A 24,186-nucleotide genomic window follows, 5' to 3' on the forward strand; every position below is an offset into this window, starting at 1 on the left:
GGCCGTAGCGGAGTGTTGCGGTCGGCCACGGCCACGGGGGCGCCGGTGAGCCGGTCCTGCGGAGCGGTGAGGTGGAGCGAGGCGGGGATCGTGCGGTGCTCGGCGACGAGCACGGCCTTGATGAGCCCGGCGATCCCGGCGGCGGCCTCGGCATGGCCGATGTTGGTCTTCACGGACCCCACCGGGACGGGGGCGCCGGAGTGACCCAGACCGTTCAGCACCTCGGTCAGCGCCCGTAGTTCGACCCCGTCCCCGACGGTGGTGCCGGTGCCGTGGGCCTCGACGTAGTCCACGTGGTCCACTCCGGCGCTGCGCCAGGCCGTGCGGAGCATGGCGGCCTGGCCGGAGACGGCGGGCTGGAGCAGCAGGCCGCTGCCGTCACCGTCGTTGGTGACCGCGCTGCCGAGCAGAAGCGCGCGGACCGGGTCGCCGTCCGCGAGGGCGTCGGAGAGCCGCTTGAGGAGGACCACGCCCACGCCCTCGCTGCGCACGAACCCGTCGGCCGAGCTGTCGCCGAACTTGCAGCGGCCGTCCGGGGACAGCATCCGGCCCTGCGAGTAGGCGACCGCGTCGGTGGGTGAGAGCACGGCGTTGACCCCGGCGGCCACGGCGAGGTCGCACTCGCCGGTGAGCAGGCTCTGCCGCGCGCTGTGCACGGCGACCAGGGAGGACGAGCAGGCGGTGTCCAGCACCAGGCTGGGTCCGCGCAGGTCGAAGGCGTACGAGACCCGGCCGGAGGTGACGGCCCGCAGCCGGCCGCCCGCCATGGCCCGTACGTCGGCGGTGACGGCCGGCCCGGCGGCGTCGGCGTACTCGGCGGTGGCCTGTCCGACGAACACCCCGCCGGCGCTCCCCCGGACCGTGGACGGCGGCACCCCGGCGTCCTCGAACGCCTCCCAGACGGTGTGCAGCAGCAGCCGTTGCTGCGGGTCCATGGTGCGGGCCTCGCGGGGCGAGATGCCGAAGAAACCGGCGTCGAAGTCGTGCAGCCCGTCCAGGAAGCCGCCGTGCCGGGAGATCAGCCGGTCCGGCGTGCCGGGCTCGGGGGCGTACCAGGCGCCGACGTCGAACCGGTCCGGCGGTACCGGGATCACCGCGTCGGTGTTGCTCTCGAGCAGGGCCCAGAACTCCTCGACCCCGGCCGCCCCCGGAAATCTGCACCCCATGCCGATGATCGCGATCGGTTCCCCAGTGGTCATCGCAACTCTCCTCCCCCAGTCGGTGGTTCAAATCTATACCGAAGAACAAACTTGTGCCGGGGTCTTGATGATGAAGTCGTCGTTACGGCGGCATCACACACCCGTCGCCACCTGCGATCTCCAACTTCCGCAGCTCACAGGGTTTTACATGTCGGTGACCCGCCGGGTGCACGACGTTCACCCGCCGTACGGCAGCGCGATCACTTGACCACAGTCGGCTATTGAACTCCAGTACATGGTTGTGCTTCAGTTGCGTCGCCAGCCGCCAGGAGCGCCTGCCGGCGGGGGATCGCCAGATGCGAGGAGAAGGCATGCTGAAGACGCGGGAGCTGGGCCGCCGGGGACTGAAGGTCTCCGAACTGGGCCTGGGCTGCATGGGGATGAGCCAGTGGTACGGCACCCCGGACGACCGGGAGTCGGTGGCGACCATCCACCGCGCGCTGGATCTCGGGTACACCCTGTTCGACACCGCCGAGGCGTACGGGCCGTACGACAACGAGGTGCTGCTCGGCCAGGCGCTCGCCGGACGCCGTGAACGGGCCGTGATCGCCACCAAGTTCGGCTTCCCGATGAAGCTGAAGGACGGCACGACCGCCGAGGCCGACAGCCGGCCGGCGCACATCGTGGAGGTGGTCGAGGCGTCCCTGAAGCGTCTCGGCACCGACTACATCGACGTCCTCTACCAGCACCGCCTGGACCCGAGGGTGCCGATCGAGGACGTGGTCGGCGCCATGGCCGGCCTGGTGGAGCAGGGCAAGGTCCGCCACCTGGGCCTGTGCGAGGTGGGCGAGCGCACCATCCGCCGCGCCCACGCCGTGCACCCCCTCTCCGTGGTGCAGAGCGAGTACTCGGTGTGGGAGCGGAACCTGGAGGACGGGGTCCTGCCGGTGCTGCGCGAGCTGGGCATCGGCCTGGTCGGCTTCTGTCCGCTGGGCCGGGGCTTCCTCACCGGCGGTGTCCGGCGCGCCGAGGAGTACCCGGAGGACGACTTCCGCCACCACGACCCCCGCCTCCAGGGCGCCAACTACGACCAGAACACGGCGATCGCCCGGAAGATCAGCGAGGTCGCCGCGCGCCACGGCCTCACCCCGGCCCAGCTCGCCATCGCCTGGGTGCTGCACCAGGGTGACGACATCGTGCCGATCCCCGGCACCAAGCGGCGCACCTATCTGGAGGAGAACACCCGTGCCGCCGAGGTCCGCCTCGACGCGGACACGCTCGCCGAGATCGAGGGCGCCGTGCGCGCCGACGCGGTCGCCGGACCCCGGTACAACGACCGGATGATGGCGTACATCGACCGCTGATCCTCCTGTCCGGCCCTGTGACCGCTTCCACCTTCTTCAGGCTTCTTCAGGAGCGACTGTGGACATACCTCACTGGCAGAAACACTGGCAGGCCCGCCGGGACCCGTTCGCAAAGGAGTGCCGCCAGGCACGGGAAGCCCTGCTGACCGACCTCAAGCAGCCGGCCCTGGCCCAGCGCCGGGTGCTGGAGGACGTCATCGACATGAGCGCGGGTTCGGTGCACTGGCGGGAGAAGGGCTACTCGGCCGTCGCCGACGACCCGGACCTCTTCCGCTCGCTGCTCCCCGTGATGCGCTACGACGACTTCGTGCCCGAGATCCAGCGGGAGACCCGGACCAAGGGCGGCACCCTGACCTGCAGCCCGGTGCTGCGCTGGCTGAAGACGAGCGGTACCACCGGGGTGCCCAAGCTGGTGCCGTACACCCTGCACTGGCTGCTCACCTACCGCATCCCCGCGATGAAGGCGATGTGGGGCACGTATCTGGAGTACCACCCGGAGCTGCTGGCCCATCCCTACGCGACGCTGGACACGCAGACCGTGCGCGAGGACGTGTTCGACTTCGTGCACGGCATCGGCCACCAGGCGATCAGCAACCGGCATCCGCAGATCAACAGCCAGGACTGGAACCCGCCCTGGTACGAGTCCCCCTGGTTCGGGCCCGAGGTGCCGAGCGGCCACGAGGGCCGTATGTACCACCGCATCCGGCACCTGATCGGCAAGGACCTGCACTACATCTCGTCAATCAACCCCAGCACCCTGATCTCGCTGCGGGAACTGCTGGCCCAGCACGGCGACCGGCTGGTACGGGACGTGCGGGACGGGACGCTGGAGGGCCGCCCGTACACGGAGCCCGACGCGGAGGGCGCCCGCAGGCTCGAAAAGGTGCTGCTGAACCGGGACTTCAGCCTCAAGGACGTGTGGCCCTCACTCACGCTCTTCACCTGCTGGCTGTCCGCGTCGGCCGGGCTGTACGCGGCCAAGCTGGAAGCGGTGCTGCCCGGCGTGGCCAGGCTGCCGTTCATGAGCTGCGGCACCGAGGGGGTCACCACCATCCCGGTGGACGACTCGCTGCACAGCCAGCCGCTCGCGGTGGGGCAGGCGTTCTTCGAGTTCGTGCCGGCCGAGGTGCCGCTCGGCGACCTGGTCGCGGCCGGCGAGCAGGTGGAGACGCTGCTGTTCGACGAGGTCGAGCCGGGCCGCGACTACCACCTGATCATGACGCAGGGCAACGGCCTCTACCGGCTGTGGACCGGGGACGTGTACCACGTGGACCGGATCGTGGACGGCACGCCCTGGGTGCACTTCGTCCACCGGGACGGCATCTTCCACTCCTTCACCGGCGAGAAGATCACCGAGTCCCAGGTGACCGGCGCCATCCAGCGCGGCCTCGCCGCCCACGGGCTGGGCACCGGGCTGTTCATGTGCGGCCCGCGCTGGGCGGAGCCGCCGTACTACATCGTCGTCGCGGAGGTCCCCGAGCCGTCCGCGGCGCTGGACGCGCAGCTGTCCGGGGCGGTGGACGCCGCGCTGCACGAGATCAACATCGAGTACGCGTCCAAGCGGGACAGCGGACGGCTCGGCGCGCTGGAAGTCGTCACCGTGCCTCACGACGCCATCGCCGCCTACGTCGAGAGCCGTCGCCAGCAGGGCAACGCCACCCAGTACAAGTACAAGCCGTTCCAGCGGGACGTCGACTTCGTCGCCGCCCTCACCCGACGCTGACCGAGGGGAACCGGACGTGATCGAGACCAAGAGGCCACCGCAGAACATCCGCCGCGAGATAGCCGGACTCCCGGTCGACGGCGCCGAGTTGGCACTGCACCTGTGGCGCCCGCGCGGCCCGGTCAAGGGAGCGGTGTTCTACTTCCACGGACTCCAGTCGCACGCGGGCTGGCTGTGGGAGGTCGGCCCGCAGTTCGCGGACAACGACATCGCCTTCTACGTGCTGGACCGCCGGGGCTCCGGCATCAGCGGCGGCGACCGCCAGGACCTCCCGGACGCGGACACCGTGCTGCGGGACTACATCACCGCCCTGGAGCATGTGCGCGCCGCCATCGGCGACGAGGTCCCGCTCTCCCTGTTCGGGCACTGCCTGGGCGGCTCCTTCATGGCAGCGCTCATGCACCACCCGGACTTCACCACCCGCTACGACGCGGCGATCTTCTGCTCGGCCTGGCTGGGCAAGCTGCACGCCACCCTCGACGACGACCAACGGCACGCGCTGGCCACGGAGTCGGGCACGGAGCTGTGGGACGCCGGCCTGCGGTCGGAGGACTTCACCGACGAGGTCCGCCACCGGCACTTCATCGACAACGACGACCTCGCGGCCCGCGCCCTGACCCGCCGCTCCCGAGGTGTGCTGCTCGCCCTGGAGTCGCTCTACATGCGCTCCGAGCGGCCGCTCCCCCCGGTGCCTGCGGCCTACGTCTCCGGGGTCGGCGACCCGATCGTGGACCTGGACGACGCCCGCGCCACCTTCCGCCGGATGACCGGCTCGCACGGCGCGCTGATCCAGTTCGCCACCGACAAGCACTACCTCTTCTACACCGACGTCCGGGCCCGGCTGGTGGACTGGGCGTCCACCTTCACCCTGCTCCAAGGACTGAACCGCGATGCCTGAACCGGCCGGCGCCACGCTGTACCGGGTCGAGCTGCCCATGGCGATCGGCTTCGACCACCCGGCCAAGCGCCGCTCCGCCTCCGACAGCCTCGTGCTGCGGCTGACGGTGGACGGCGCGACCGGGCTCGGCGAGTGCGCGCCCCGCGCCTATGTCACCGGCGAGACCGGCGACTCGGTGACGGCGGCGCTCCGGGAGGTGCCGCTGGACGCGGTGTTCGCCCGGCTGCGGTCGACCGAACCCGCGTTGCTGCTGGATGAGTTGCTCCGGTCGGGAGTCGCCGGCACGTTCGGCCTGCGGGGCGGGGGCAACCTGCTCTGCCTGCTGGAGACGGCGCTGCTCGACCTGCTGGGCCGACAACTGGGTTCACCCGCTTCGGCGCTGGTGCCGGGCGGAGACACGCCCACTCCCCCGTCCCTCCCGGTGTCCCAAGTCCTCGATCTCAGTCTCGATGTGGACGAATTCCTGGACACGCGGGGCCCGTTCCACTTCGTCAAGATCAAGGCGGCCGACGACATCCGGCGCGATGTCCGCACCGTGGCCGCGATCCGGGCCCGGCTGGGCGACCTGGTGCCGGTCATGGTGGACGCCAATATGAGCTGGTCGCCCGAGGAGGCTGCCGGCCACATGGAGGCGCTGCACAACGCCGGTGCCGACTGGGTGGAGGAACCACTGGCCAAGGGCTCCTGGGCCGACCTCGCCCGGCTGCGGGGCCGCACCGGGCCGCGCGTCATGCTGGACGAGTCGGTCTGCACCCCGAAGGACGCCGAGCGGGCGCTCGCGGCCGGGGCGGGCGACGCCTACAACGTCCGCGTGTCCAAGAACGGCGGGCCGGTGACCGCGGCCCGGCTGATCGGCCTCGCCCGCAGCGCGGGGCTGGCGTTCCAGGTCGGGGTGCAGGTGGCCGAGGTCGGGCCGCTGATCAACGCGGGCCGCGCCCTGGCCTTCGCCCACCCGGACGCCCTCACCGTCGAGGCCGGCCAGTCCGACCTGTTCTTCCCGGAGATGGTCGTGGCACCCCGCCCGGCCGTGGACCGGCGGACCAACACGATCACCCCGCCGCCCGGGCCCGGCTTCGGCCTCGCCCTCACCGACCTCGCCGCCCGCTTTGCGACGGCGCACCGCACCGAGGGCGACCCGGTCTGGCGCCCGGTCCCCGCCCGCCCCCATGCGCACGCATGAACCGTACGAAGGATCACGCATGACGACGTCCTACTTCTCCGACCTGCTGGTCGAGTTCCTCAATCAGCAGGGCATCGACAAGGTCGCCTTCAACCCCGGCGCGTCCTTCCGCGGTGTCCACGACTCCCTGGTCCACGCTTCCGAGGCGCCCGACATCGTGATGGCGTGCCACGAGGAGATCGCGGTGGCGCTGGCGCACGGCTACCACAAGGCGAGCGGCCGGCACATGGCCGTGTTCGTGCACGCCAACGTCGGTCTGCTGCACGCCTCGATGGCCGTCTTCAACGCCTGGTGCGACCGGGTCCCGCTGTTCGTGCTCGGCGGCAACGGGCCCGTGGACGCGGGCAAGCGGCGGCCGTGGATCGACTGGATCCACACCTCGCAGAACATCGAGTCCGTCGTCAAGGACTATGTGAAGTGGTGCGACCAGCCCATCGGGCAGCGGGCCACCGTCGAGTCGCTCTACCGCGCCTTCAAGCTGATGAACACCCCTTTGCAGGCACCGGTGTTCGTGGCACTCGACTTCGACGTCCAGGAACAGGAACTGGGCGACGGCGTACGGCTGCTGCCCGCGGCCGCCACCGAGCCGACCCGGCTGCCCGCGCTCGGCGGCAGCGAGCTGGACCACCTCGTGGGCCGGCTGCGCGAGGCCCGGCTGCCGGTGCTGATCGTGGACTTCTCCGGCCGTGACCCGGAGACGGTCGCGCCGCTGGTCGCGCTCGCCGACGCGCTCGGTCTCGCCGTGGTGGACCGGGGCAACCGGATGAACTTCCCCAACACCCACCAGCTCAACATCAGCAACACCGGCCTCCTGGACACGGCCGACCTGGTGATCGCGCTGGAGGTGCAGGACCTCGTGGGCGCGCTCGGCTCCTTCCTGCCGCTCACCGACGAGGGGCTGCCGGCGAACGGCGCCGAGGTCGTCACCCTGGGCTTCAACGAGCTGCTCACCAGCAAGTGGGCCGCCGACTACCAGCAGTTCGTCCCGGTGAGCCTCGCCGTGGCGGCCGACACCGGCCAGTCGGTGTCCGCGCTGCGCGAGGTGGCCGAGGACCCCGAAGGGCCGTTCGCGGCGGCGGAGTTCACCGAGCGCCGGGAGGAGCGGGTCAAGGCCCTCTCCGCCCTGCACACCGAGGCGCGGACCGAGTGGGCGCGCCAGGCGGACGAGGCGCGGGACCGGGAACACATCCAGGTCTCCACGGCCGTCCACGAGATCCACCGCGCGGTACGGGACGAGGAGTGGGTGCTCACCAACACCGGCAGCCTCACCATCGACGGCTGGGTGAAGAAGCTCTGGCCGCTGGAGCGCCCCGGCAGCTATCTCGGCCTCAACGGCGGCGGCGGCCTCGGCTACGGCCTGGGCGCCTCGGTCGGGGCGGCGCTCGCCCACCAGGGCGACGGCACGCTCTGCGTCGACCTCCAGGCCGACGGCGACTTCCTCTACACCCCGAGCGCGCTGTGGACGCTGGCCGCGTACGACGTGCCGCTGCTGGTGATCGTCATGAACAACCGGCTCTACCTGAACTCCACCCAGCACGCCGAGCGCATCGCGGACAACCGCGACCGCGACACCGGCCGCGCGCACATCGCCACCAGCTTCTACGACCAGCCGGTCGACTTCGTCACCCTGGCCGAGTCCTACGGCGTGCACGCCCTGCCCCGGGTGGAGCGGATCGAGGCCGTGGAGCCCACGGTGCGGGAGGCCGTCGCCCACATCAAGGAGCACGGCAAGCCCGTCCTCGTCGAGATCCTCATGGACTGAGCCTCGCGCCTCTGACCGTCCCGCCCCCTGTCCGACCTGGCCCGTAGGGCCGTGACCTCTCAGGAGGTGTCCACCATGACGGTGGTCTTCGAATGCGTCCACGCGGGCGAGCGCCACTTCGGCCTCGGCCTGCCCGAGCCCGAGGCTCCGCTGCGCCTGTACCCGCTGGGCGGTGACACCCTGGCCGCCCTGGCCTCCGCCTCGGACGACACCACCGAGGCCCTGCTCGACCGGCTGACCCGCGACCGCGCCCCGGTCGAGGCCGACCGCGACGAGGTGCGGCTGCTGCCGCCGCTGCTCCCCGCGCACCTGGGCGACGCCCTGGTCAGCGGCTTCATGATGACGCACAACGTGAAGGTGGACGCCGAGGTCCCCGACCAGCCCAACTGGTTCGTCAAGGGCTTCGGCGACGCCCTGAAGGTCCCCGGCGAACCCCTCTCCGTACCCGCCGACGCCGTCCACGTCTGCGAGGAGGCCGAGGTCGTCCTGGTCTACGTGGGAGACGGCCAGGGCGTGCCGAGGTACGCGGGCTACACCTTCGGCAACGATCTCACCGACATCGGCCGCTTCAAGCAGCACGCCGGGCACCTGTCGTACGCCAAGCTGTGCGATGCCGGGGTGGCGCCCTGGCTGCACCTCGGCGAGCCGCCGCGCTCGGTGACCGGGGAGGCGACGATCGAGCGGGACGGCGCCCCGGCGTGGAAGGGCACCTTCACCACCGGCTCCGACGCCCTGCACTACGAGCTGCCGGCCCTGATGTCCCGCCTCTTCGCCTACCGCGCCCTGCACCACCCCGGCCGGGTGCACTACGTCTACCTCGGCGCCGACCGCAGCAGCTTCCACGGCGGTTTCCGCACGGCCGACGGCGACCGCGTCACCCTGGACTTCACCAGCCACGGCGTCCGGCTCTCCCACCCGCTGGCGTGGTCGTCGTGAAGGCGGTGCGCGAACTCTCGGACGGAGAGGCGGCGTTCGCGTACACCCACGCGCTCATGCGCGGCACGACTCAGGTCACCACGCAAGTGACGGTGCGCGAGGACATCGCACCCGCGCTGCTGGACAGGGCTGCTGAGCAGTGGGCGGGTGAACTCCCGCTGCTGTCCTTGCGCATCGAGGAGCACATCGACACCCTGTGGTTCGCCCGGGGTCCCGGCGTGCTGCCCGACCAGATCCGGCACTCCACGCTGACCTCGCCGGACTCCCCCGACGACGTGTTGCGACGCGAGCTGAACGAGGTCCTGGAGACCGGCGGGCCCCTGTGGCGACTGCACGCCGTACGCGAGCCGCGGGCCGGGGTGACGCACCTGTACTTCACCCGCAATCACGCGATCTCCGACGGCCATTCGACGGGCGCGGTGATCCGGGCGCTGCTGGACACCCTGTTTCCGTCGCCGGAACCCAGCCCGTACGACGTACGAAGGCTGCCGCCGGACGCGGACGGCCTCACCTATCGGGCGCCGGCGGGACAGGACTTCGTCCAACCGGCGTCCGGGCGACTGCCGTTCGCGGAACATCGCCCCTGGCCGGAGCGCGGCGCCGACTTCGTCCCGTGCGCGCTCACCCGACCGGAGAGCCTCGCTCTCAAGGGGTGGTGCAAGCAACAGGGCGTGACCGTGAACCAGTTCTTCGCCGCCGCGCTCGCCGAGTCCTACGCGGAGGCCACCGGCCGCACCGAGGTCGGCATGTTCACCGCGGTGTCACTGCGACAGCGGTACGCGGACCTTCCGGACGTGGGCTGCTTCATCAACGTACTGCGGGTGTCCATGCGGCCGGGCCGGGGGCAACTGACAGAGCTGGCACGGGAGTACGGGACCGCGCTGACGTCGGCCGACGCGGCCTGGCGACCCCCCGTCCGCCCGCACGCGGCGATCCGGCGCGCGGTCGAGGAGACGGCGGCCGCCGGATCGGCGCCGGGAATCTGCCTGACGAACGTGGGAGTGGCCGACCCGGCGCTCGGCCCGCATCTGGGCCGGGTCAGCGGCTACCGGACCATCGTCAACCGCACCGGCGCCAACTACGGCCTGGTCCTCCATCTGGGCACGCTGGACGGCACGTTCAGCCCGGCACTCGCCTTCGGCACCCCGGCCGTGGACCGTTCCCTGGCGCTGGACGTGGCGAAGGGGCTGCACGACCGGGCCGTGCGCCCTCAGGGGGCGGCGTGACCGAGAACCAGGTCCAGCAGGCCGGGGAACCGGGCGTCGAACTCCGGCTTGCGCAGCCGGTTGAGCCGCTTCGCCCCGGCGTCCCGCTGCTCCAGCAGCCCGGCCTCGCGCAGGACCGAGAAGTGGCGGCTCAGGGTGGCCTTGGTGACCGGCACGTCGAAGCTCCCGCAGGACCGCTCCCAGTCCCCGGCGCCGGCCAACTCCCTTACCAGGGTCTGCCGTACGGGGTCCGCGAGGGCGAGCAGGGCCGTCTCCAGCGCGACCTCCTCCGGGGCCGTGTGGACCGGCGGGGTGCGGTGGCTCGCCGCGTCCTGCTGCCGAGGGGTCTGTGCCGCCATGGCTGATCGCTCCGTCCCGTCTCACTCGATCCGTACACACCGGGCGCGTACGGATTGCAGAGTGTTCGATGATCTGCGTACACTCTGACTGTTCGCTCCTCGACGAACAGTCTACCGGAGCCGACGGCGTACCGCCCTGCTCCCGCACTCCAGCCTCCCCTACGCCCGCTTCGGCACGCATGGAAGGAAGACCCGTGCCCCAGACCTCACCGCACAAGGCCCGCCCAGGACTGACCCTGTTCGCGGCATGCCTCGGCTTCGTCGTCGTCATCCTCGACGTCAGCGTCGTGAACGTCGCCACCAAGGCCCTCGGCGCCGAGTTCGGCGGCAGTCTCTCCGGCCTGGAGTGGGTGATCAACGGCTACACCCTCACCTTCGCGGCCTTCCTGCTGACCGCCGGCGCCATGGGCGACCGCTACGACCCCAAGCAGATCTTCATGTGGGGCTTCGCGCTCTTCGCCGTGACCTCGCTGATCTGCGGCGCCGCCCCCACGCTGGTCGCGCTGATCGCCGCCCGGGTCCTCCAGGGCGTGGGCGCCGCGATGATCGTGCCGTCCTCGCTGTCGATCGTGAACACCAACTTTCCCGACCCCCACGAGCGCACCCGCGCGGTGAGCCTGTGGGCGGCGGCCGGCGGCCTCGCGCTGGCCCTCGGCCCGGTGGTCGGCGGTCTGCTGGTGGACGCGCTCGGCTGGCGCTCGATCTTCTTCGTCAACGTCCCGATCGCCGCACTCGGCATCGTCCTCGTCCGGGCCTACGCCCGCCCGGCGCCCGCCCGTGACGTCTCCGTGGCCCGCTCGCTGGACCTGCCGGGCCAGCTGCTGGCCGTCGTCGGCCTGGGCGCGCTGACCGGGGCGATCGTGGAGGCCAACGCGCGGGGCTGGACCTCGGCCACCGTACTGACCTGCCTGGTCGTCTTCGTGCTCGCGCTGGCCGGTTTCTTCGCCGCCGAGCGCCGTACCCACGACCCGATGCTGCCGCTGCACCTGTTCCGCCGGCACGCGTTCTCGGCGACCTCGCTCATCGGTGTGCTGCTCAACTTCGCCTTCTACGGCCTGATCTTCGTCTTCAGCCTGTTCTTCCAGCAGGTCTGGGACTACTCGCCGATCACCGCGGGCCTGGCGTTCCTGCCGATGACGGCCGCCATCATGATCGCCAACCTGTCCTGCGGCCCGCTGGTCAAGAAGTACGGCGCCCGGTCGGTGCTGATCACCGGCAACGTCCTGGCCGCCGTCGGCTACCTGGCCACTATCCCGGTCGTCGGCTCGGACGCGTACGTGCGGATGGCGGTGCAGTTCGTGGTCGCCGGGTTCGGCATCGGGCTGGTGGTGCCGTCCATGACCAACGCCATGCTCGGCTCCGTGGACCCCGCCAACGCGGGCATCGCCTCCGGAGTCCTCAACGCCTCGCGCCAGCTGGGCGGGCTCATCGGGGTGGCCGTGATGGGTCTGCTCGTGGGACAGGCGTCCTCCGGGCACTTCCTGACCGGGCTGCGGGCGTCCCTGATCGCCGCGGTGGTCGCGCTCGCGGTCAGCGCGGGCCTGAGCACGTTCGGCCCGCGCAAGCCCCGTCCGGTGCCCGCACCGGTCGCGGACGACCTCCAGCCGGCCGAGGCCCACTGACCCCTTGGGAGCGCCATGCCTCACCTCGTCCTCGAATACTCCGGCAACGTCCGTGACGACGTCGATCCGGCGGCCGTGTTCGGCAAACTCCACAACACCCTCGCGGAGACAGGCGGTTTCCGCCTCCAGGACTTCAAGAGCCGCGCGGTCCCGATGGACCGGTTCCTCATCGGGGACGGCAGCTACGAGCAGTCCTTCGTGAACCTCGACATCAGGACGTTCGCCGGCAAGTCCGTCGAGGCACGCGCCGCCATCAGCGAGGCGGCGCTGGCCGTACTGACCGAGTTCTTCCCGGCGACCCTGCGCGAGACGGCCTGCGACATCTCCGTCCAGGTGACCGAGCTGGACCGAGCAAGCTTCGCCCGGACACGTTCCGGCGACCAGACCAACCCCCAGGAGCGGAAACAGTCATGAGCGCATACGCGGACCAGCGCGTCCTTGTCGTCGGCGGCACCTCGGGGGTCGGCCTGGCCTCCGCCCGCGAGTTCGCGGCACAGGGTGCGGACACGGTCATCGTCTCCCGCAACCCCCAGCGGATCGACGAGGCGGTGACGGCCCTGTCCGGCCTCGCCGGCCCGGTCACCGGCCAGACCCTCGACATCCGCTCGGACGACGAGGTCGCCAAGTTCGCCGCGACGGCGGGCGAGTTCGACCACGTCGTGGTCACGGCGGGCGAGACCCCGATGGGCCGCGTCGACACCCTGCCGCTGGAGGCGGCGTACGCGGCGATGGACAGCAAGTTCTGGGGCGCGTACCGCATCGCCCGCGCCGTCCGCCCCACCCGCTCCCTCACCCTCGTCTCCGGCTACCTCTCCCAACGCCCCGGCCGCGCGTCCGCCCTGCAGAGCGCGATCAACGCGGCGCTGGAGGCGCTCGTACGGGGGCTGGCGCTTGAGGCTGCGCCGCTTCGGGTGAACGCGGTGTCGCCGGGGCTGCTGCGTACTCCGCTGTGGGACGGGCTCGATGCTGCGGCTCGGGACACGATGTACTCCGCGGCCGTGCAGCGGCTGCCGCTGGGGCGGGTCGGGGAGGCGTCGGATGTGGCGGAGGCGGTGCTGTTCCTGGCGGGGAACGGGTACGCGACGGGGACGACCGTGTTTGTGGATGGTGGGGGGATGATCGCCTGAGGCGGGGGGGGCGCGGGGCACTTCATCAGGCGAGCAGCAGATGGCCGTAGTCGGTCAGCACCTCGCGCGCCTCGGGCACGTCCTCGTACTCCTTCAGCCGGTGCAGAACGGCGCGGGTCCGCGCAGCCGTGCGCTCCGAGGACAGGTCTCCTGAGGCGTGGATGACTTGCCGGGCCTCTTCGGCGGCCTGCTCGGGCCGTTGAGCACGTCTCCCCGTCACTGGTCGGACTCGAGCGGGTCGCCGTCCCGTATCGCTGCCCCACCGAGGCACCGCGACCGCCAGCCGTCCCCCACCGGCGGTGTCCCTCCGGGGTCGCGGGGCGACCGGAATGACTTTCACTGACCGGTCTGGCCGGCCCTACGAAGCAGAGAGTTGCAGGTGGGAGTCTGGGGCGGCTGGTGCGTGGGGTCCGGTCAGCTCGGGCAGGTCAGGAAGCGATGAGGCGGGTTGTGAAGCCGTCCCGGACGAGGGATTCGTAGGCGTCCCGCACGTCTTCCGGGACCTCCTGTTCGATGGCGAAGCCGAGCTTTGGGTACTCGGTGATCCGCTGGAGGTCGCCGACGAGCATGTCCAGGACGAGTTTTTCGTTGCCGATGGACTTCAGGTAGTCGTCGAACTCCAGGGGCTCCGACGCGCAGAGGAATTCGACGCCGGGCCACAGCTTGCGGGCGGTCGCGTATGACCGGCGTTCCATGTAGGGCTTGCAGATGAGCATCACCGTGGTCGGGGTGATGCCGGCGGCGGCCAGGACCTCGCGGGAGAGGGTGATGTTCTGCCCGGTGTTGCCGGCGTTCGGTTCCAGCAGGATCGCCCCTGCGGGGACCCCGAGGCCGAGGGCGTGCTCGCGGAAGTGGACTGCCTCGCCGCGCGGAAACACCCTGACGGTGGTGGGGCTGTTGCCGCCAGTGAAGACGAGGGCTGGGAACAGCCCGGCGCGGTACAGCTCGGCGGCGTGGGTGGCGACGCCAAGGTCGTGACTGCCCAGGCCGACCGCTGCGTCAACGGGGCGCGGCTGGTGGTGCAGTTGGTGGTAGTCCCAGATGCGCGCGGCCCGGTGCCACTGGTCCTCGGTGATGGTCTGCTGGTTGTCGCTCACGGCTCTCTCCCTGTCACCGTCGCAGGGGGCCGGCCAGCCCCTCGCTCATGGCCCTGACGCCCTCGATGCTGCGTAACTGGTGCACGAGTCCGTACCGCGCGGCCGTGTGAGTGGCCTGATCGAGGACGCGGAGCCCATCATCGCGGGTCGCGGTGTCGGAGAGCAGGATGTGACCGTGGGCGGTGTCCAGCCGGACACGCTCCATCGGCGAGTCGGTGTTCCCACTGCCACGGGCGACGTCGATGAAGTGCAGAGCTTGGTCGAGGTCGCCGGCGCCACGGCGGGCCAGAGCGACCTTCTGGTGGGCCACCGACCAGTCGTCGGGCTCGGTGAGATCCTCGAAGTCGCGGATCGCGGCCCGCATGACGCGGGTCGCGTAGTCATGCCGGCCGTTCTTGCTCAGCGCGCGGTTTGCCATTCTAGGGCGGTGACTCTTGCTCTAGCCCGTGCTCTTCCAACGCAGCCGCGTAGCAGGCCAGTAGCGCATCCAGGCCGGCAAGGAGGGGGCCGGCGGACTCCAGGCGTCAGCCAGCTCGCCGTACTCGCACGCCTCCATCACCTGGGTCAGATCGCTGCGGAGGATGGTAGGGAGTCACCCTGGGTCAGTACCCCGGGAAACCACCGACCGGGCAGACGGACCACGGCAGCGTTACCACCGTCGGTGAACAGCTCTGCTGCAACACGCTCCATCACTCCATCCAACCTGACATCACATCTGACATCAACGACATTAAGCGCAGGCGTACTTGAGCGAGCATGAGCGGTGCTTCAACACGCGGGGCGGGGCCCGACGGTGGAGATGCGATCGAACTCCTAAAGCGGTGCTCCGAGGAGCCGTGCCGTGCAACCTGTGCCGTCAGGGACCCCGGCGTGGACCGGAGCCCCTGACGGCACTTGGAAGTGCCGTCCGTACTACGAGACCGCCTCCCAGGTGCACTCAGGCTTGCGCCATGCCGACTTCCACGGTGTCTCGCGTGCCCCACTTGCCCACTTTCCAGCAGGTGAACATGGCGTAGAAGTACATCGGGCGCAAGATGAGCAGACGCCAGATCCCGGTGATCGGAGCGGTGAGGAACAGAGCCAGTCGGTACCAGTGGGATTCGTCGGAGCGGTCCATACAGAAGAACCTGAGCGCGATGATCCAGTTCACGCCGAGTCCGACGATCGTGGTGGAGACCAGGAGCGCGGTGAGGTTGTGGCGCTGGCTGGCATCGGTGAGCAGAGCCACGGGGATGGCGATGGAGAGGATGAGTTGGGCGATTTCCATGACCGGCATCCACCACGCGACGCTGGTGATGGGGAGGTAGCGGAACCACCAGAAGGTGCGGACGAAAGTGCCTCGCATCCAGCGGAACTGCTGGTTGAGGTAGTGCCGCACGCTGACAGGGACGAGGGTGAAGCAGATGGCGCTGGGCTGGTGGACGGTGTCTCCGTCGAGGAGACCGTAGAGCGTCATGAGGGAGTCGTCGTTCATCTGCATCGGCCGGCCCCGAAATGTTTCATTGGGGTAGGCATCGGCGTACTTGCGGATGACCTCGCCGCGGTAGAAGGCGAGGGTTCCGGAGTTGACCATGACGCGTTTGAGGACCGACTGTGCCGAGCGGAAGCCTCGGGTGAAAGGCAGGTACAGCATGCTCGTCATGAAGGTGAGCAGGTTGTCTCTGCTGTTGAGGACGACGACCATGCCTGCGACGGACTTCACTTTGGGGTCGGCGAAGGGCTTCAGTCCCTCACGGATCGCCTTGCGATCCAGGACCGAGTCGCTGTCGAGGGTGATGAAGATGTCGGCGGGATCGTCGGCGAGAACTTCCATCTGCGCATGGCGTTTGCCGCGGTTGATGGTGCGGGTCCAGGTCGCTTCGATGCCGTAGGTGCGGGCATGTTCGCTGAACCACGCGCGGACCGTGTCGTAGGTGATCGGGCTGCCGGTGCGCTTGTCGAGTGAGCCGTCGTCTACGACGTGGATGCGGTCGGGTCTGCGAGTCTGCTCGAACAGGCTTTGCAGACAGAGTTTGAGCGCTGCCTCATCCTCGTTGTAGACAGGGACTTGGACCGCGACAGTCAACTCGTCCAGTTGTTGCTGCTGGCGCGGCGTGGTGGTGTAGGGCTTTTCCTTCCAGGCCAGCGGTACCCACCACAGCAGCAGGAAGCTGACAGCCCATGCAAGGGCAAGATGGTTGCCGTGACCGTCGAATGCGGCCAGGACCGCAAAGGTGTGGTAGACACCCCACCCGACGAAGCCCAGCAGCGGCAGGGTGGCGAAGAAGACCAAACGCCTGCGGGACGCGTAGGTGGCTGAGGGAATCGGGTTCATGTCAGATCTCCCCCGGCCCCTTGCCGCGACGGAATCCGACGCGGATGCAGAGTGCACCGAAGACCACCAACCCGAGAGCGGCTGCGATCAGCCAGGTCTGGTCGAGAACGATGCTTCCGATGGTCAGGCTCGTGCCCGTCGCAGCGAGCTGTCCGTATCCACGCATGAACGGTTCCCCCCGAAGTGAACGCGACGGCGAGCGGTCGCCGCCGAGCCAAGGACGCAGCTGCGCCTGAATCGCAGCGTGCGGAATGAAGGAAGTCACCTGATCGGGACCGGCCCACGGCCCATCACCGACGCCCCTCCTGCGCCGGCGGGCATGCACCAGTCACCGGTGACGCCCGGCCCCTACCGGAGCAGTCACGGTGTCCCCTTAAAGAAGCACGTTGAACACCCAACCATTTGTGTGGGCCAAGTGAAGAAGCTATTGCCATTTCGCGATGAAAGAGGGGGGCGTACAGGCGCATTCAGGTTGAACACGGGACGCAAAATGACCGACAGTATACGGTCACTGACTGATCGTCACACTGAGAGGCTCTGTCGTGGCGCCAGATGCGTCACGCCTAGCTCTGCTAGCCCCGCGGCATCTCCCACCCGTCGCCCAGATGTAGTTCTTCGGCGTGGGTCAGGAGGCTTGTTGCCGAGACGCGAGGAAGTCGGGCACGGTACGCCCAATGCAACCGAGGGAGGGACCCAGTTGGTGCCTGGGCTCCTCCCTCCGTTCGAGTGGACGGGCCTTGTGCGTCGTTTCGTGGCAGCCTTCAGAGGTCCTGAGGATCGCTGACCGCCAACAGGCAGCCTCGGCTGATCGCGACTCGCAGGACGTCGCGCAGTGCATTGGTCAGATCCTGAGCCAGGCTACGGATCTCGTCCGGTTCTGCGTCTGCGTCGTCGAGCGCGTCCGAAACCTGTTCCAACAGATGGGTCGCGGAGTCGAGTTGGGCCGACTCGATCGTGTCTGCCAAACGGGAGAGGTAGCCGCTTCGGTTGTCGGTACTCAGGTAGCAAGGCTTACCTCCCAGACCCGTCCATGGGAGAAGTCGGAGTTGGTTCGTGGCTGCCATGGTCAGGCCTGCCTCTCGTCGATCACGTGGTGGGTGGTGAAACCGCGTCGACGCGGTCTCCTAGGAGCGCCAGGAGCGCGGCTTCGGTGACGCGTCTGGTCCAGTCGGTGGCTACGCGAGTGACAGCGAGGACAGCCACCGAAGAGGTAATCATCAGAGCCGAGGCTTCGTCCGGCGTCGCTGAGCGAGCGCACACCGTCCCCCGGGTAGCGGCTGGTGGCGCACCGAAGACAGCAAATGTTGCGAGCGCCTCTTGGTGCGCGGAGCCGTCGTCGAGTACTTCAGCCGGCGCCAGGTCGCGCGGCGTATAGATGCGGGCCAATCCCTGAGGTGTATGGCCGTCGTGAGTGCGGCAGGAGAGCTCCGCTAGGGGGCTGCCCGTCTGCACCTTCAAAAGAGCCGCAAGGCTGCCGCGGGCCGGGATAGTGGCACTGCGAACGGTGATGCGCAGTGCCGGTCCAGTAGCTGTCAGCGGGGCGAGCATTCCCCAGCCATCGACGTACAGGATCTTGCGTGATGCGTGTCGGACGAAGTTGCCTTTGGCGTGGATCTTCTCGACGAGGCGTTCGCCCTGGAGCACTGCGAGGGCATGTCGCAGCGTCACCGTGCTCACGGCGTACCGCTCAGCCAAGGCCACCTCAGACGGCAGTCGTTCGCCGGGTTGGAGACAGCCGGATGTGATCTGCCGCCGTAGATCGTCGGCGATGTCATGGTGGCGAGGAGTCATGAGTGCCGTCACCCCCTTCTCATAGGCCGCGCGACGACGAGTCGGGTACGCGTGTGCATGGTCGGCAGCTCGCCCGACTCGAAGACCAGTTGCTTCGCCCCGTGAGGGAGCTGGAGCAGGTCGCTCACGCGGCAGGCGTAGCCGCCGAGTTGGATGACGTCGCCGCGCTGCACCGTGCTGGCAGTGATTTCGACGCTCGTTACCGGTGCGCCACCGGCGATCGGGGGCCTCACCGCGTCACCACCACCGACGCAGGCAGGTCGACGGCCCGATGGCACAGGCAGTCGCACGCTTCGTAGATCACCGGGAGATCGATCGGTGCCGGTGCCGGCGGCGACTCCACGCAAGCGGAGTGCGTACCGATGTGGCAGGCGGTCGACCGGTAGGGGCCCGGCATACCATCCGCGATCGATGACTGTCGGCAAGGCGGCATCAGTGGACCCCCGCAAGAGCCGACCACGCTTCGGCGAGGAGGTGAGGGGCGACAACCACAGCGCGAGGCCGCGCCCGCCTCTCCCATGCCAGCACGTAAGGGCGGACCAAGGCGACTTCCTCACCTACAAGTGGGGCCAGGCAGGCCGTCATTGCGGAGGACCGACGCAGGACCATGGTCGATGCATCGGTGGTCGTGAGGGAGAAGGCTTCGGCCGCAGGGATGGTGGGCCGTAAGGAGCGGCGATGCCTGCCCCTGGTCAACGTCCGCACCCTAGCTAGGGGAAGGACACGGCGGATACGGTTGAGCACGCTGCTCAGCTCCTATCGCTGATGGCTCGGTCCCCCGACATTGCTCGTCGTGGGGACCGCTTTGCGTACGACCGCCCAGAGGGTGCGGGCGTTCAAGCTGGTGGCGAGGAGGCCGAATTGGTCGGCCGCGGACACCGCGTCCAGGACCTCTAGCCACGTCTCGGCGGAGACGTCGTCCGGCATCTCCGCTTCGACCGTCGTGTGCCGGGGGTGTTCCTCCATTCGCGCGAGAAATCCGAAGGCGGACAGCCGGGCGGCGATGGCCTCCGCGCGAACTCCCGAAGCGGGCACAGGGCAGCCTCCGTCACCGACAATCACCTTCAGTGAAGCTAGTTAACTAGATTAGAGCTAGTGGACTAGATTTTCCATATGTCTGAGCAACCGCCGTACCTCCGCATCGCCGATGAGCTGAGGCGCCGGATCGCGGAACGTTTGTGGGAGCCGGGAGACCGTTTGCCGTCCCGCGCTCAGATCGGCCAGGAGTGTGGCGTGGGCGAGAACGTGGTTCGCCGAGCGCAGGAGCTGCTGATCTCCCAGGGAGTGCTGGAGGGCCGCGCCGGATCGGGCACGTACGTCGCCGAGCCCCGGCGGCGCGTGCGAGTCGTACGGTCTTCAGCGCGGGAGGAGCCCAGCGGCTCGCCGTTCCGGGCGGACATGAAGGCGGTCGGCAGGCAGGGCGACTGGGAGAGCCGGACCGACGCCAAGGTGCCGGCTCCCGCGGAGATCGCGGCGCGGCTGGGGGTCGACGAGGGCGCGTTGTGCGTACGGACGACGTACGAGTTCCTCGCGGACGGCAGGCCCGTGCAACTGTCCACGAGTTGGGAGCCGTACGACCTCACCGCCGGCACCCTCGTCGTCCTTCCCGAGGGAGGGCCGCACGCGGGCTCGGGCGTCGTGAACCGTATGGCCGCGATCGGCATCACCGTCAGCCACGCGGTAGAGCAGCCGGAGCCGAGGCACGCGACCGCCGAGGAGGCATCCCTACTCGGCATCCAGAAGGCCGCGCTCGTCACGCACATCCGGCGGACGTACTACAGCGAGCAGGGACGTCCCGTGGAAACGGCGGACATCGTCGTGCCGGCCGCGCACTGCGAGATCGTCTACGAGATCCCGATCAATCGTTGACCGCTCTGGACCCTTGCGATCTCAGCGACTGGGGCCTGTCCGGCCGATCTTGAAATTCCAAAAGAGCGGACGCCGGTCCCGCCGCCACGGCAGCCCGGTAGCGCTCATCCACCAGGCGAACGAACACACGGTCACGGCGATCACCCGCCTCCATGGTGCGGCGCCACCCCGGCCCTTCACGCTCCCACTGCTCCCGCGCGATCTTCCCGCGGAAATGCCCGTCGAGTTTCACCGCGAGCTTCTCCACGGACAGATGGCCGATACGGAAGCGCTGCAACAGCTCTCCGAGAGCGAGAGACGTGACCAGATGCTGCCGATGCCTCTTCAAGGGCACTGGCTCAATGGGCGGTGACCAGGCCAGGAGCAGGTCCGGGTCACTCAGCGCGAGTGTCGCGAGCTGGAAATGGCTGTCCCTGATGGCCTGCTCATTGCTCGTGCGTGTCTGCCGGACCTGGTAGAGGAGCGAGAGGGCCACACCGGCCAACGCGATGGCCGAAAGCACGACGGACACGGCCCCGTACGCTTGGCTGATGTCACTGAGCTTCCCCCAGTCGGCGCTCGCCGGAGCCAATGCGGCCAGTACGAACGGCGTGGAAAGAATCAGGCTCAGCAGTACGAGCCCGAGCAGGCCGTACGCCAAGGCCGCCCGTACCCATGTCGTGCGCTGCGCCGTGCCGCTTTCAGTTGTCACATGTCCCCCGAAACGCGGAATGCCGATTCGCTGACCAGAATGAAGCCGGCGCTGACGCCCAGCAAGAGGCACTCAATCCGACCCCGTGATCGGCCGGACAGGTCCTAGCCATCGCACCTCCTGCGCTCCTGCTCCAGCGCGACGGGCATGAGAGATGATGCAGCGGCAGGCACGGTCTCATTCGGTTCTCGTGGGCCTCGACAACACAAGATTACCGCCGTCGCGCCTGCACTGCTTCCCGGCTCCAGAACATGACATGACGCGACGTCACGAACGAGGCGCGTGAACCGGACGGATCCGCTTCGTAATTCCCCTGGGGCTCAGCCAGCCCCCATCCGCATACCTCACACACCACGGACGACACCCCATCGAAATCAGGGACTTCGAGGAAGATCACCCTAACGAGCCGAAGTTCCCCCTTGCTGGAGTACTGACGGGCCGTGGTCAGCGGCCCGATCCGTTGCGATTCCGGATCCTGTGCACACCGTCTTACAAACGTAAAGGCGATCCCATGAAGCAACCAAGGGCCCTTGAAAAGGCTCTACTTGGGGCGGAGGGCCTAGGCATCAGGAAGGGAAATCGAGGCATGTACGCACCCGCACAAGCACGGCTCGTTACTTGCGCGGCGGTCTTGCTCAGCCTGATCACCGTGTCCTGCGGCGGCGGGGGCGGCACCACGCCGGAGTCACCGGCGTCCCGTCCCACCGCCGGACACGGCTACGCAACGGCGTACGACGCCGGATGGCGCGAAGGTAAAAGGCTCTTCAAGGACGGCGGCAAGGGCGCGGGGGTCCGCGAAGTGGTGTGGGGAGGATGCGTCCGCCGGTCTCTCACAGCCCAGCCGCAGGACGTGGTGGAAAAGGACCGCGGGGCTTGGGTCCTGGGCTGCAAGCAGGCCGTCGGAACAGGAACGGAACGGCATCCGCCTGCGAGGCCGGTGACGCGCCGCGCACCCGATCCGGACCTTCTGGCCCGGTTCCGGTCCTGGGCCGGTGCGAACGGCGCGAAGCAGCCCGCGCTGCATGTCGACCAGGTGATCCTCGTCCACCTCGGAGCCCGGGACTACGACGTCGAACTCGCCACCACCTACACCGACAGGAATGCCAAGTCCGCCGTAAAGCGGTTGGCCGACGTGTTCGTGACCTGGTGGGACGGCGACGACGGTGACAACGCCACCGCGTGGAACCTTATTATCACCGCCAAGAACGGCACGCGTCTGAGCACCCGGAGCCTCTGACAATGAAAGGGCTCCGATCACACGACGCCGAACAACCACCTGCCCCTCGCACCTGCCCTCGCAGCCAGGGTCTTTGCCTGAAGTGATCTTGTCCGGTTGAGGTTCCCTCGCTGTGCGGCAGGTGCTGATCAGCTGGTCAGAGTGTTGATGGACGGACGTGGTGTAGGCGGTTCTCGATACCCCGGTGCCCTCTGATCAGGAAGCGAGCTGGGCGTCGGCGGCCGCGCACCCGCGGTGACCAAGAGGAAGACAGCAGCCTCGCTGCCACCATGGCGGGCGGCCAGAGCGCTCGCGGCGACCATGACATGCGCAAGCCCCGCGTACGTGGATGGGGCCCCGAGCACGAGGACGACACCGTTCACGGGGCGCATCGAGGGCGGCAGCCTCGTTGTGCTGGTCAGGGCGAGTGCCGGCCGACCCAACGAAGCCCCGGGCACCCTCCTGACGATCAAGGGCAGGCTCCGAGGCCGTCCGACTGCCGCCGAGGTCTCGCCGATGGCCGTGTCGAAGTGCGAGAACGCGTGCTCAACGACCCAGCGTTGGATGCCCAGGCCGGGCCCATGGGCGGTACCCCGACGAACGTTCGTCGGCTTCGAGGTCCCAGACCAGGCTGCTCAACACCAAGTCCAGGTCAGAACCCTGGCCGCTGCGAAATCGGAGTGCAGCAGAGTCAGCGCATTGCGATACTGCACCGATGATCAACGTGCCTACTGCTGCGCTGGATTCGTTGTACGGCCTCGCGTTCGGCGACGCCTTCGGCGACCGCTGGTTCGGCATCCTGCGCAGCCACGGTCCGGCAGCCCTGGAGGCGCGGACGCTGCCCCCGGAGCCGCTGTGGCGGTGGAGTGACGACACCGCTCAAGCGCTGGTTCTCGTCCGGGAGCTCGTCGAGGGCGGGGGCATCGTCGACCAGGACCGCCTGGCCCTGCGCCTCGCGGCGGCCTACGCCGAGGACACGCACCGCGGCTATGGGGCCTCGATGCATGACGTGCTGCGCCGGATCGCTGCCGGCGAGCCCTGGCAGAAGGTGGTCGCCGGACAGTTCGGCGGCCAGGGCTCCTGGGGCAACGGCGCGGCCATGCGCGCCGCTCCGCTCGGTGCCTGGCACGGCGCCGACCTCGATGTGGTCGCTGAGCAGGCCGCCCGCCAGAGCGCGGTCTCGCACCACCACCCGGAGGCGGTCGCCGGCGCGGTGGCGGTCGCCCTGGCCGCGGCGCTGGCGACCCGCAGCCGGGGCGGTCCCTCCCCGGCCAGATCGGACTTCCTCCAGGCGGTCGCCGAACGACTCCCCGACAGCGACGTCCGGTCAGGCGTGCGGATTGCGGCCCGGATGTCGGAGCGCACCTCGGTTCGGCATGCCGCGGAGGTCCTGGGCTCCGGCTACCGGATGTCGGGGCCCGACACCGTCCCGTACGCCCTGTGGTGCGCGGCGGGGCACCTCGACGACCTGCAAGAGGGCCTGTGGGTCACGGTCGCCGGGCGCGGTGACATCGACACAACCTGCGCCATCGCGGGCGGGGTCATCGCCGCCCGCACCGGCGTCGCCGCCCTTCCTCCTGCCTGGCACGCGGCCTGTGAACCGCTGCCTCCGCTCGTGACGTAGTAAGAACTCCGACCGGGATGAGTGCAGGCGTCTCCAGTAGATGAGTGCGCATCCGAGGGCGAGGAGGGCTTCATGGATGTCGTCGCGGATCTCCCAACGGATCCGCAGGCGGCGGAACCAGTGCAGGTGCGAGAACGCGTGTTCCACTACCCGGCGTTGGGTGCCCAGGCCGGAGGCGCGCTCTGGCACAACGCTCGGTCAGTCATGCCTACTTGCCATACGAAGCCCCCTCACCCCACCGCCCCCTCGAACACCCCGAACGTCCCCCC

23 protein-coding genes and 3 pseudogenes are annotated in these 24,186 nt (G+C 69.2%); 13 read left to right on the top strand and 13 right to left on the bottom strand.

The window, feature by feature from the left end; all coding sequences use genetic code 11:
- A partial coding sequence (locus tag GT030_RS18195; protein ID WP_161201987.1) for a polyketide synthase occupies nucleotides 1-1,199 on the bottom strand: 1,199 nt, incomplete at its 3' end.
- A gap of 311 nt (nucleotides 1,200-1,510) precedes the next feature.
- Between GT030_RS18195 and GT030_RS18200 the strand changes: the two genes are divergently transcribed.
- The 7 genes from GT030_RS18200 to GT030_RS18230 all read left to right on the top strand — a co-directional run bounded on the left by GT030_RS18200 (nucleotide 1,511) and on the right by GT030_RS18230 (nucleotide 10,228).
- Nucleotides 1,511-2,503: an aldo/keto reductase gene (locus tag GT030_RS18200; protein ID WP_161201988.1), complete on the top strand. Its 993-nt coding sequence runs from the start codon at nucleotides 1,511-1,513 to the stop codon at nucleotides 2,501-2,503.
- 58 nt (nucleotides 2,504-2,561) lie between these two features.
- Nucleotides 2,562-4,226: a GH3 auxin-responsive promoter family protein gene (locus GT030_RS18205; protein ID WP_161201989.1), complete on the top strand. Its 1,665-nt coding sequence runs from the start codon at nucleotides 2,562-2,564 to the stop codon at nucleotides 4,224-4,226.
- 16 nt (nucleotides 4,227-4,242) lie between these two features.
- Complete coding sequence (locus GT030_RS18210; RefSeq protein WP_161201990.1) at nucleotides 4,243-5,124, top strand: alpha/beta fold hydrolase; 882 nt, start codon at nucleotides 4,243-4,245, stop codon at nucleotides 5,122-5,124.
- Entirely contained in the window at nucleotides 5,117-6,304 is a 1,188-nt protein-coding gene (locus GT030_RS18215) for an enolase C-terminal domain-like protein (RefSeq protein ID WP_161201991.1), read from the top strand. Before GT030_RS18210 ends, GT030_RS18215 begins: the two co-directional genes overlap by 8 nt.
- A gap of 19 nt (nucleotides 6,305-6,323) precedes the next feature.
- Complete coding sequence (locus tag GT030_RS18220; protein WP_202460236.1) at nucleotides 6,324-8,066, top strand: thiamine pyrophosphate-dependent enzyme; 1,743 nt, start codon at nucleotides 6,324-6,326, stop codon at nucleotides 8,064-8,066.
- A gap of 75 nt (nucleotides 8,067-8,141) precedes the next feature.
- Nucleotides 8,142-9,002: an FAH family protein gene (locus GT030_RS18225; RefSeq protein WP_161201993.1), complete on the top strand. Its 861-nt coding sequence runs from the start codon at nucleotides 8,142-8,144 to the stop codon at nucleotides 9,000-9,002.
- Nucleotides 8,990-10,228 (top strand): hypothetical protein, encoded by a 1,239-nt coding sequence (locus tag GT030_RS18230; protein ID WP_161201994.1) that lies wholly within the window; start codon nucleotides 8,990-8,992, stop codon nucleotides 10,226-10,228. Before GT030_RS18225 ends, GT030_RS18230 begins: the two co-directional genes overlap by 13 nt.
- On the opposite strand, the gene GT030_RS18235 is transcribed toward GT030_RS18230, so the two are convergent.
- Complete coding sequence (locus GT030_RS18235) at nucleotides 10,213-10,566, bottom strand: helix-turn-helix domain-containing protein (RefSeq protein ID WP_161201995.1); 354 nt, start codon at nucleotides 10,564-10,566, stop codon at nucleotides 10,213-10,215. The genes GT030_RS18230 and GT030_RS18235 overlap by 16 nt on opposite strands.
- 194 nt (nucleotides 10,567-10,760) lie before the next feature.
- Between GT030_RS18235 and GT030_RS18240 the strand changes: the two genes are divergently transcribed.
- The 3 genes from GT030_RS18240 to GT030_RS18250 are packed head-to-tail and all read left to right on the top strand — an operon-like array spanning nucleotide 10,761 to nucleotide 13,315.
- Nucleotides 10,761-12,188: an MFS transporter gene (locus GT030_RS18240; RefSeq protein ID WP_346009673.1), complete on the top strand. Its 1,428-nt coding sequence runs from the start codon at nucleotides 10,761-10,763 to the stop codon at nucleotides 12,186-12,188.
- 15 nt (nucleotides 12,189-12,203) lie between these two features.
- Nucleotides 12,204-12,602: a 5-carboxymethyl-2-hydroxymuconate Delta-isomerase gene (locus GT030_RS18245; protein ID WP_161201997.1), complete on the top strand. Its 399-nt coding sequence runs from the start codon at nucleotides 12,204-12,206 to the stop codon at nucleotides 12,600-12,602.
- Nucleotides 12,599-13,315: an SDR family oxidoreductase gene (locus GT030_RS18250; protein ID WP_161201998.1), complete on the top strand. Its 717-nt coding sequence runs from the start codon at nucleotides 12,599-12,601 to the stop codon at nucleotides 13,313-13,315. The genes GT030_RS18245 and GT030_RS18250 overlap by 4 nt, the downstream gene beginning before the upstream one ends.
- A 25-nt stretch (nucleotides 13,316-13,340) precedes the next feature.
- On the opposite strand, the gene GT030_RS18255 is transcribed toward GT030_RS18250, so the two are convergent.
- The 9 genes and pseudogenes from GT030_RS18255 to GT030_RS18290 all read right to left on the bottom strand — a co-directional run bounded on the left by GT030_RS18255 (nucleotide 13,341) and on the right by GT030_RS18290 (nucleotide 19,552).
- A complete protein-coding gene (locus GT030_RS18255) occupies nucleotides 13,341-13,535 on the bottom strand; it encodes a hypothetical protein (RefSeq protein ID WP_237522598.1) in 195 nt (64 codons plus the stop codon).
- Nucleotides 13,536-13,743: 208 nt separating this feature from the next.
- Nucleotides 13,744-14,412, bottom strand: a complete 669-nt coding sequence (locus GT030_RS18260) for a YdcF family protein (protein WP_161201999.1) — start codon at nucleotides 14,410-14,412, stop codon at nucleotides 13,744-13,746.
- Between the two features lie 13 nt (nucleotides 14,413-14,425).
- Nucleotides 14,426-14,818, bottom strand: a pseudogene (locus GT030_RS18265) (hypothetical protein); the annotation flags it as partial.
- A 531-nt stretch (nucleotides 14,819-15,349) separates the two neighbouring features.
- Nucleotides 15,350-16,726 carry a glycosyltransferase gene (locus tag GT030_RS18270; RefSeq protein ID WP_161202000.1) on the bottom strand — a complete coding sequence of 459 codons (1,377 nt, stop codon included), beginning with the start codon at nucleotides 16,724-16,726 and terminating at the stop codon, nucleotides 15,350-15,352.
- A 1-nt stretch (nucleotide 16,727) separates the two neighbouring features.
- Nucleotides 16,728-16,991 (bottom strand): hypothetical protein, encoded by a 264-nt coding sequence (locus tag GT030_RS35710; RefSeq protein WP_202460241.1) that lies wholly within the window; start codon nucleotides 16,989-16,991, stop codon nucleotides 16,728-16,730.
- A 496-nt stretch (nucleotides 16,992-17,487) separates the two neighbouring features.
- Nucleotides 17,488-17,691 carry a hypothetical protein gene (locus GT030_RS18275; protein WP_346009674.1) on the bottom strand — a complete coding sequence of 68 codons (204 nt, stop codon included), beginning with the start codon at nucleotides 17,689-17,691 and terminating at the stop codon, nucleotides 17,488-17,490.
- Nucleotides 17,692-17,792: 101 nt separating this feature from the next.
- Nucleotides 17,793-18,517 (bottom strand): annotated as a pseudogene (locus tag GT030_RS18280) (GntR family transcriptional regulator).
- An 8-nt stretch (nucleotides 18,518-18,525) separates the two neighbouring features.
- The gene (locus GT030_RS18285; protein WP_161202002.1) at nucleotides 18,526-18,750 is read right to left on the bottom strand and encodes a hypothetical protein; all 225 of its coding nucleotides are present in this window, start codon (nucleotides 18,748-18,750) and stop codon (nucleotides 18,526-18,528) included.
- 523 nt (nucleotides 18,751-19,273) lie between these two features.
- Nucleotides 19,274-19,552 carry a hypothetical protein gene (locus GT030_RS18290; protein WP_161202003.1) on the bottom strand — a complete coding sequence of 93 codons (279 nt, stop codon included), beginning with the start codon at nucleotides 19,550-19,552 and terminating at the stop codon, nucleotides 19,274-19,276.
- Nucleotides 19,553-19,630: 78 nt separating this feature from the next.
- On the opposite strand from GT030_RS18290, the gene GT030_RS18295 reads away from it, so the two are divergent.
- Nucleotides 19,631-20,386, top strand: a complete 756-nt coding sequence (locus GT030_RS18295; RefSeq protein WP_161202004.1) for a GntR family transcriptional regulator — start codon at nucleotides 19,631-19,633, stop codon at nucleotides 20,384-20,386.
- Here GT030_RS18295 and GT030_RS18300 read toward each other — a convergent pair.
- Nucleotides 20,376-21,077 carry a DUF6082 family protein gene (locus GT030_RS18300; protein ID WP_161202005.1) on the bottom strand — a complete coding sequence of 234 codons (702 nt, stop codon included), beginning with the start codon at nucleotides 21,075-21,077 and terminating at the stop codon, nucleotides 20,376-20,378. The two genes, GT030_RS18295 and GT030_RS18300, sit on opposite strands and share 11 nt — an antisense overlap.
- Nucleotides 21,078-21,588: 511 nt before the next feature.
- On the opposite strand from GT030_RS18300, the gene GT030_RS18305 reads away from it, so the two are divergent.
- Together GT030_RS18305 and GT030_RS18310 are read left to right on the top strand one after the other, a co-directional pair.
- Entirely contained in the window at nucleotides 21,589-22,314 is a 726-nt protein-coding gene (locus GT030_RS18305) for a hypothetical protein (protein WP_237522600.1), read from the top strand.
- Between the two features lie 694 nt (nucleotides 22,315-23,008).
- Complete coding sequence (locus GT030_RS18310) at nucleotides 23,009-23,917, top strand: ADP-ribosylglycohydrolase family protein (RefSeq protein ID WP_161202006.1); 909 nt, start codon at nucleotides 23,009-23,011, stop codon at nucleotides 23,915-23,917.
- A 33-nt stretch (nucleotides 23,918-23,950) separates the two neighbouring features.
- Here the strand turns inward: GT030_RS18310 and GT030_RS36525 are convergent.
- A pseudogene (locus GT030_RS36525) lies at nucleotides 23,951-24,091 on the bottom strand (IS5/IS1182 family transposase); the annotation flags it as partial.
- Nucleotides 24,092-24,186 lie beyond the last annotated feature (95 nt).

The sequence above is a fragment of the Streptomyces sp. SID1328 genome, assembly GCF_009865595.1.
GTDB classification, from domain to species: Bacteria; Actinomycetota; Actinomycetes; order Streptomycetales; family Streptomycetaceae; genus Streptomyces; species Streptomyces griseoluteus.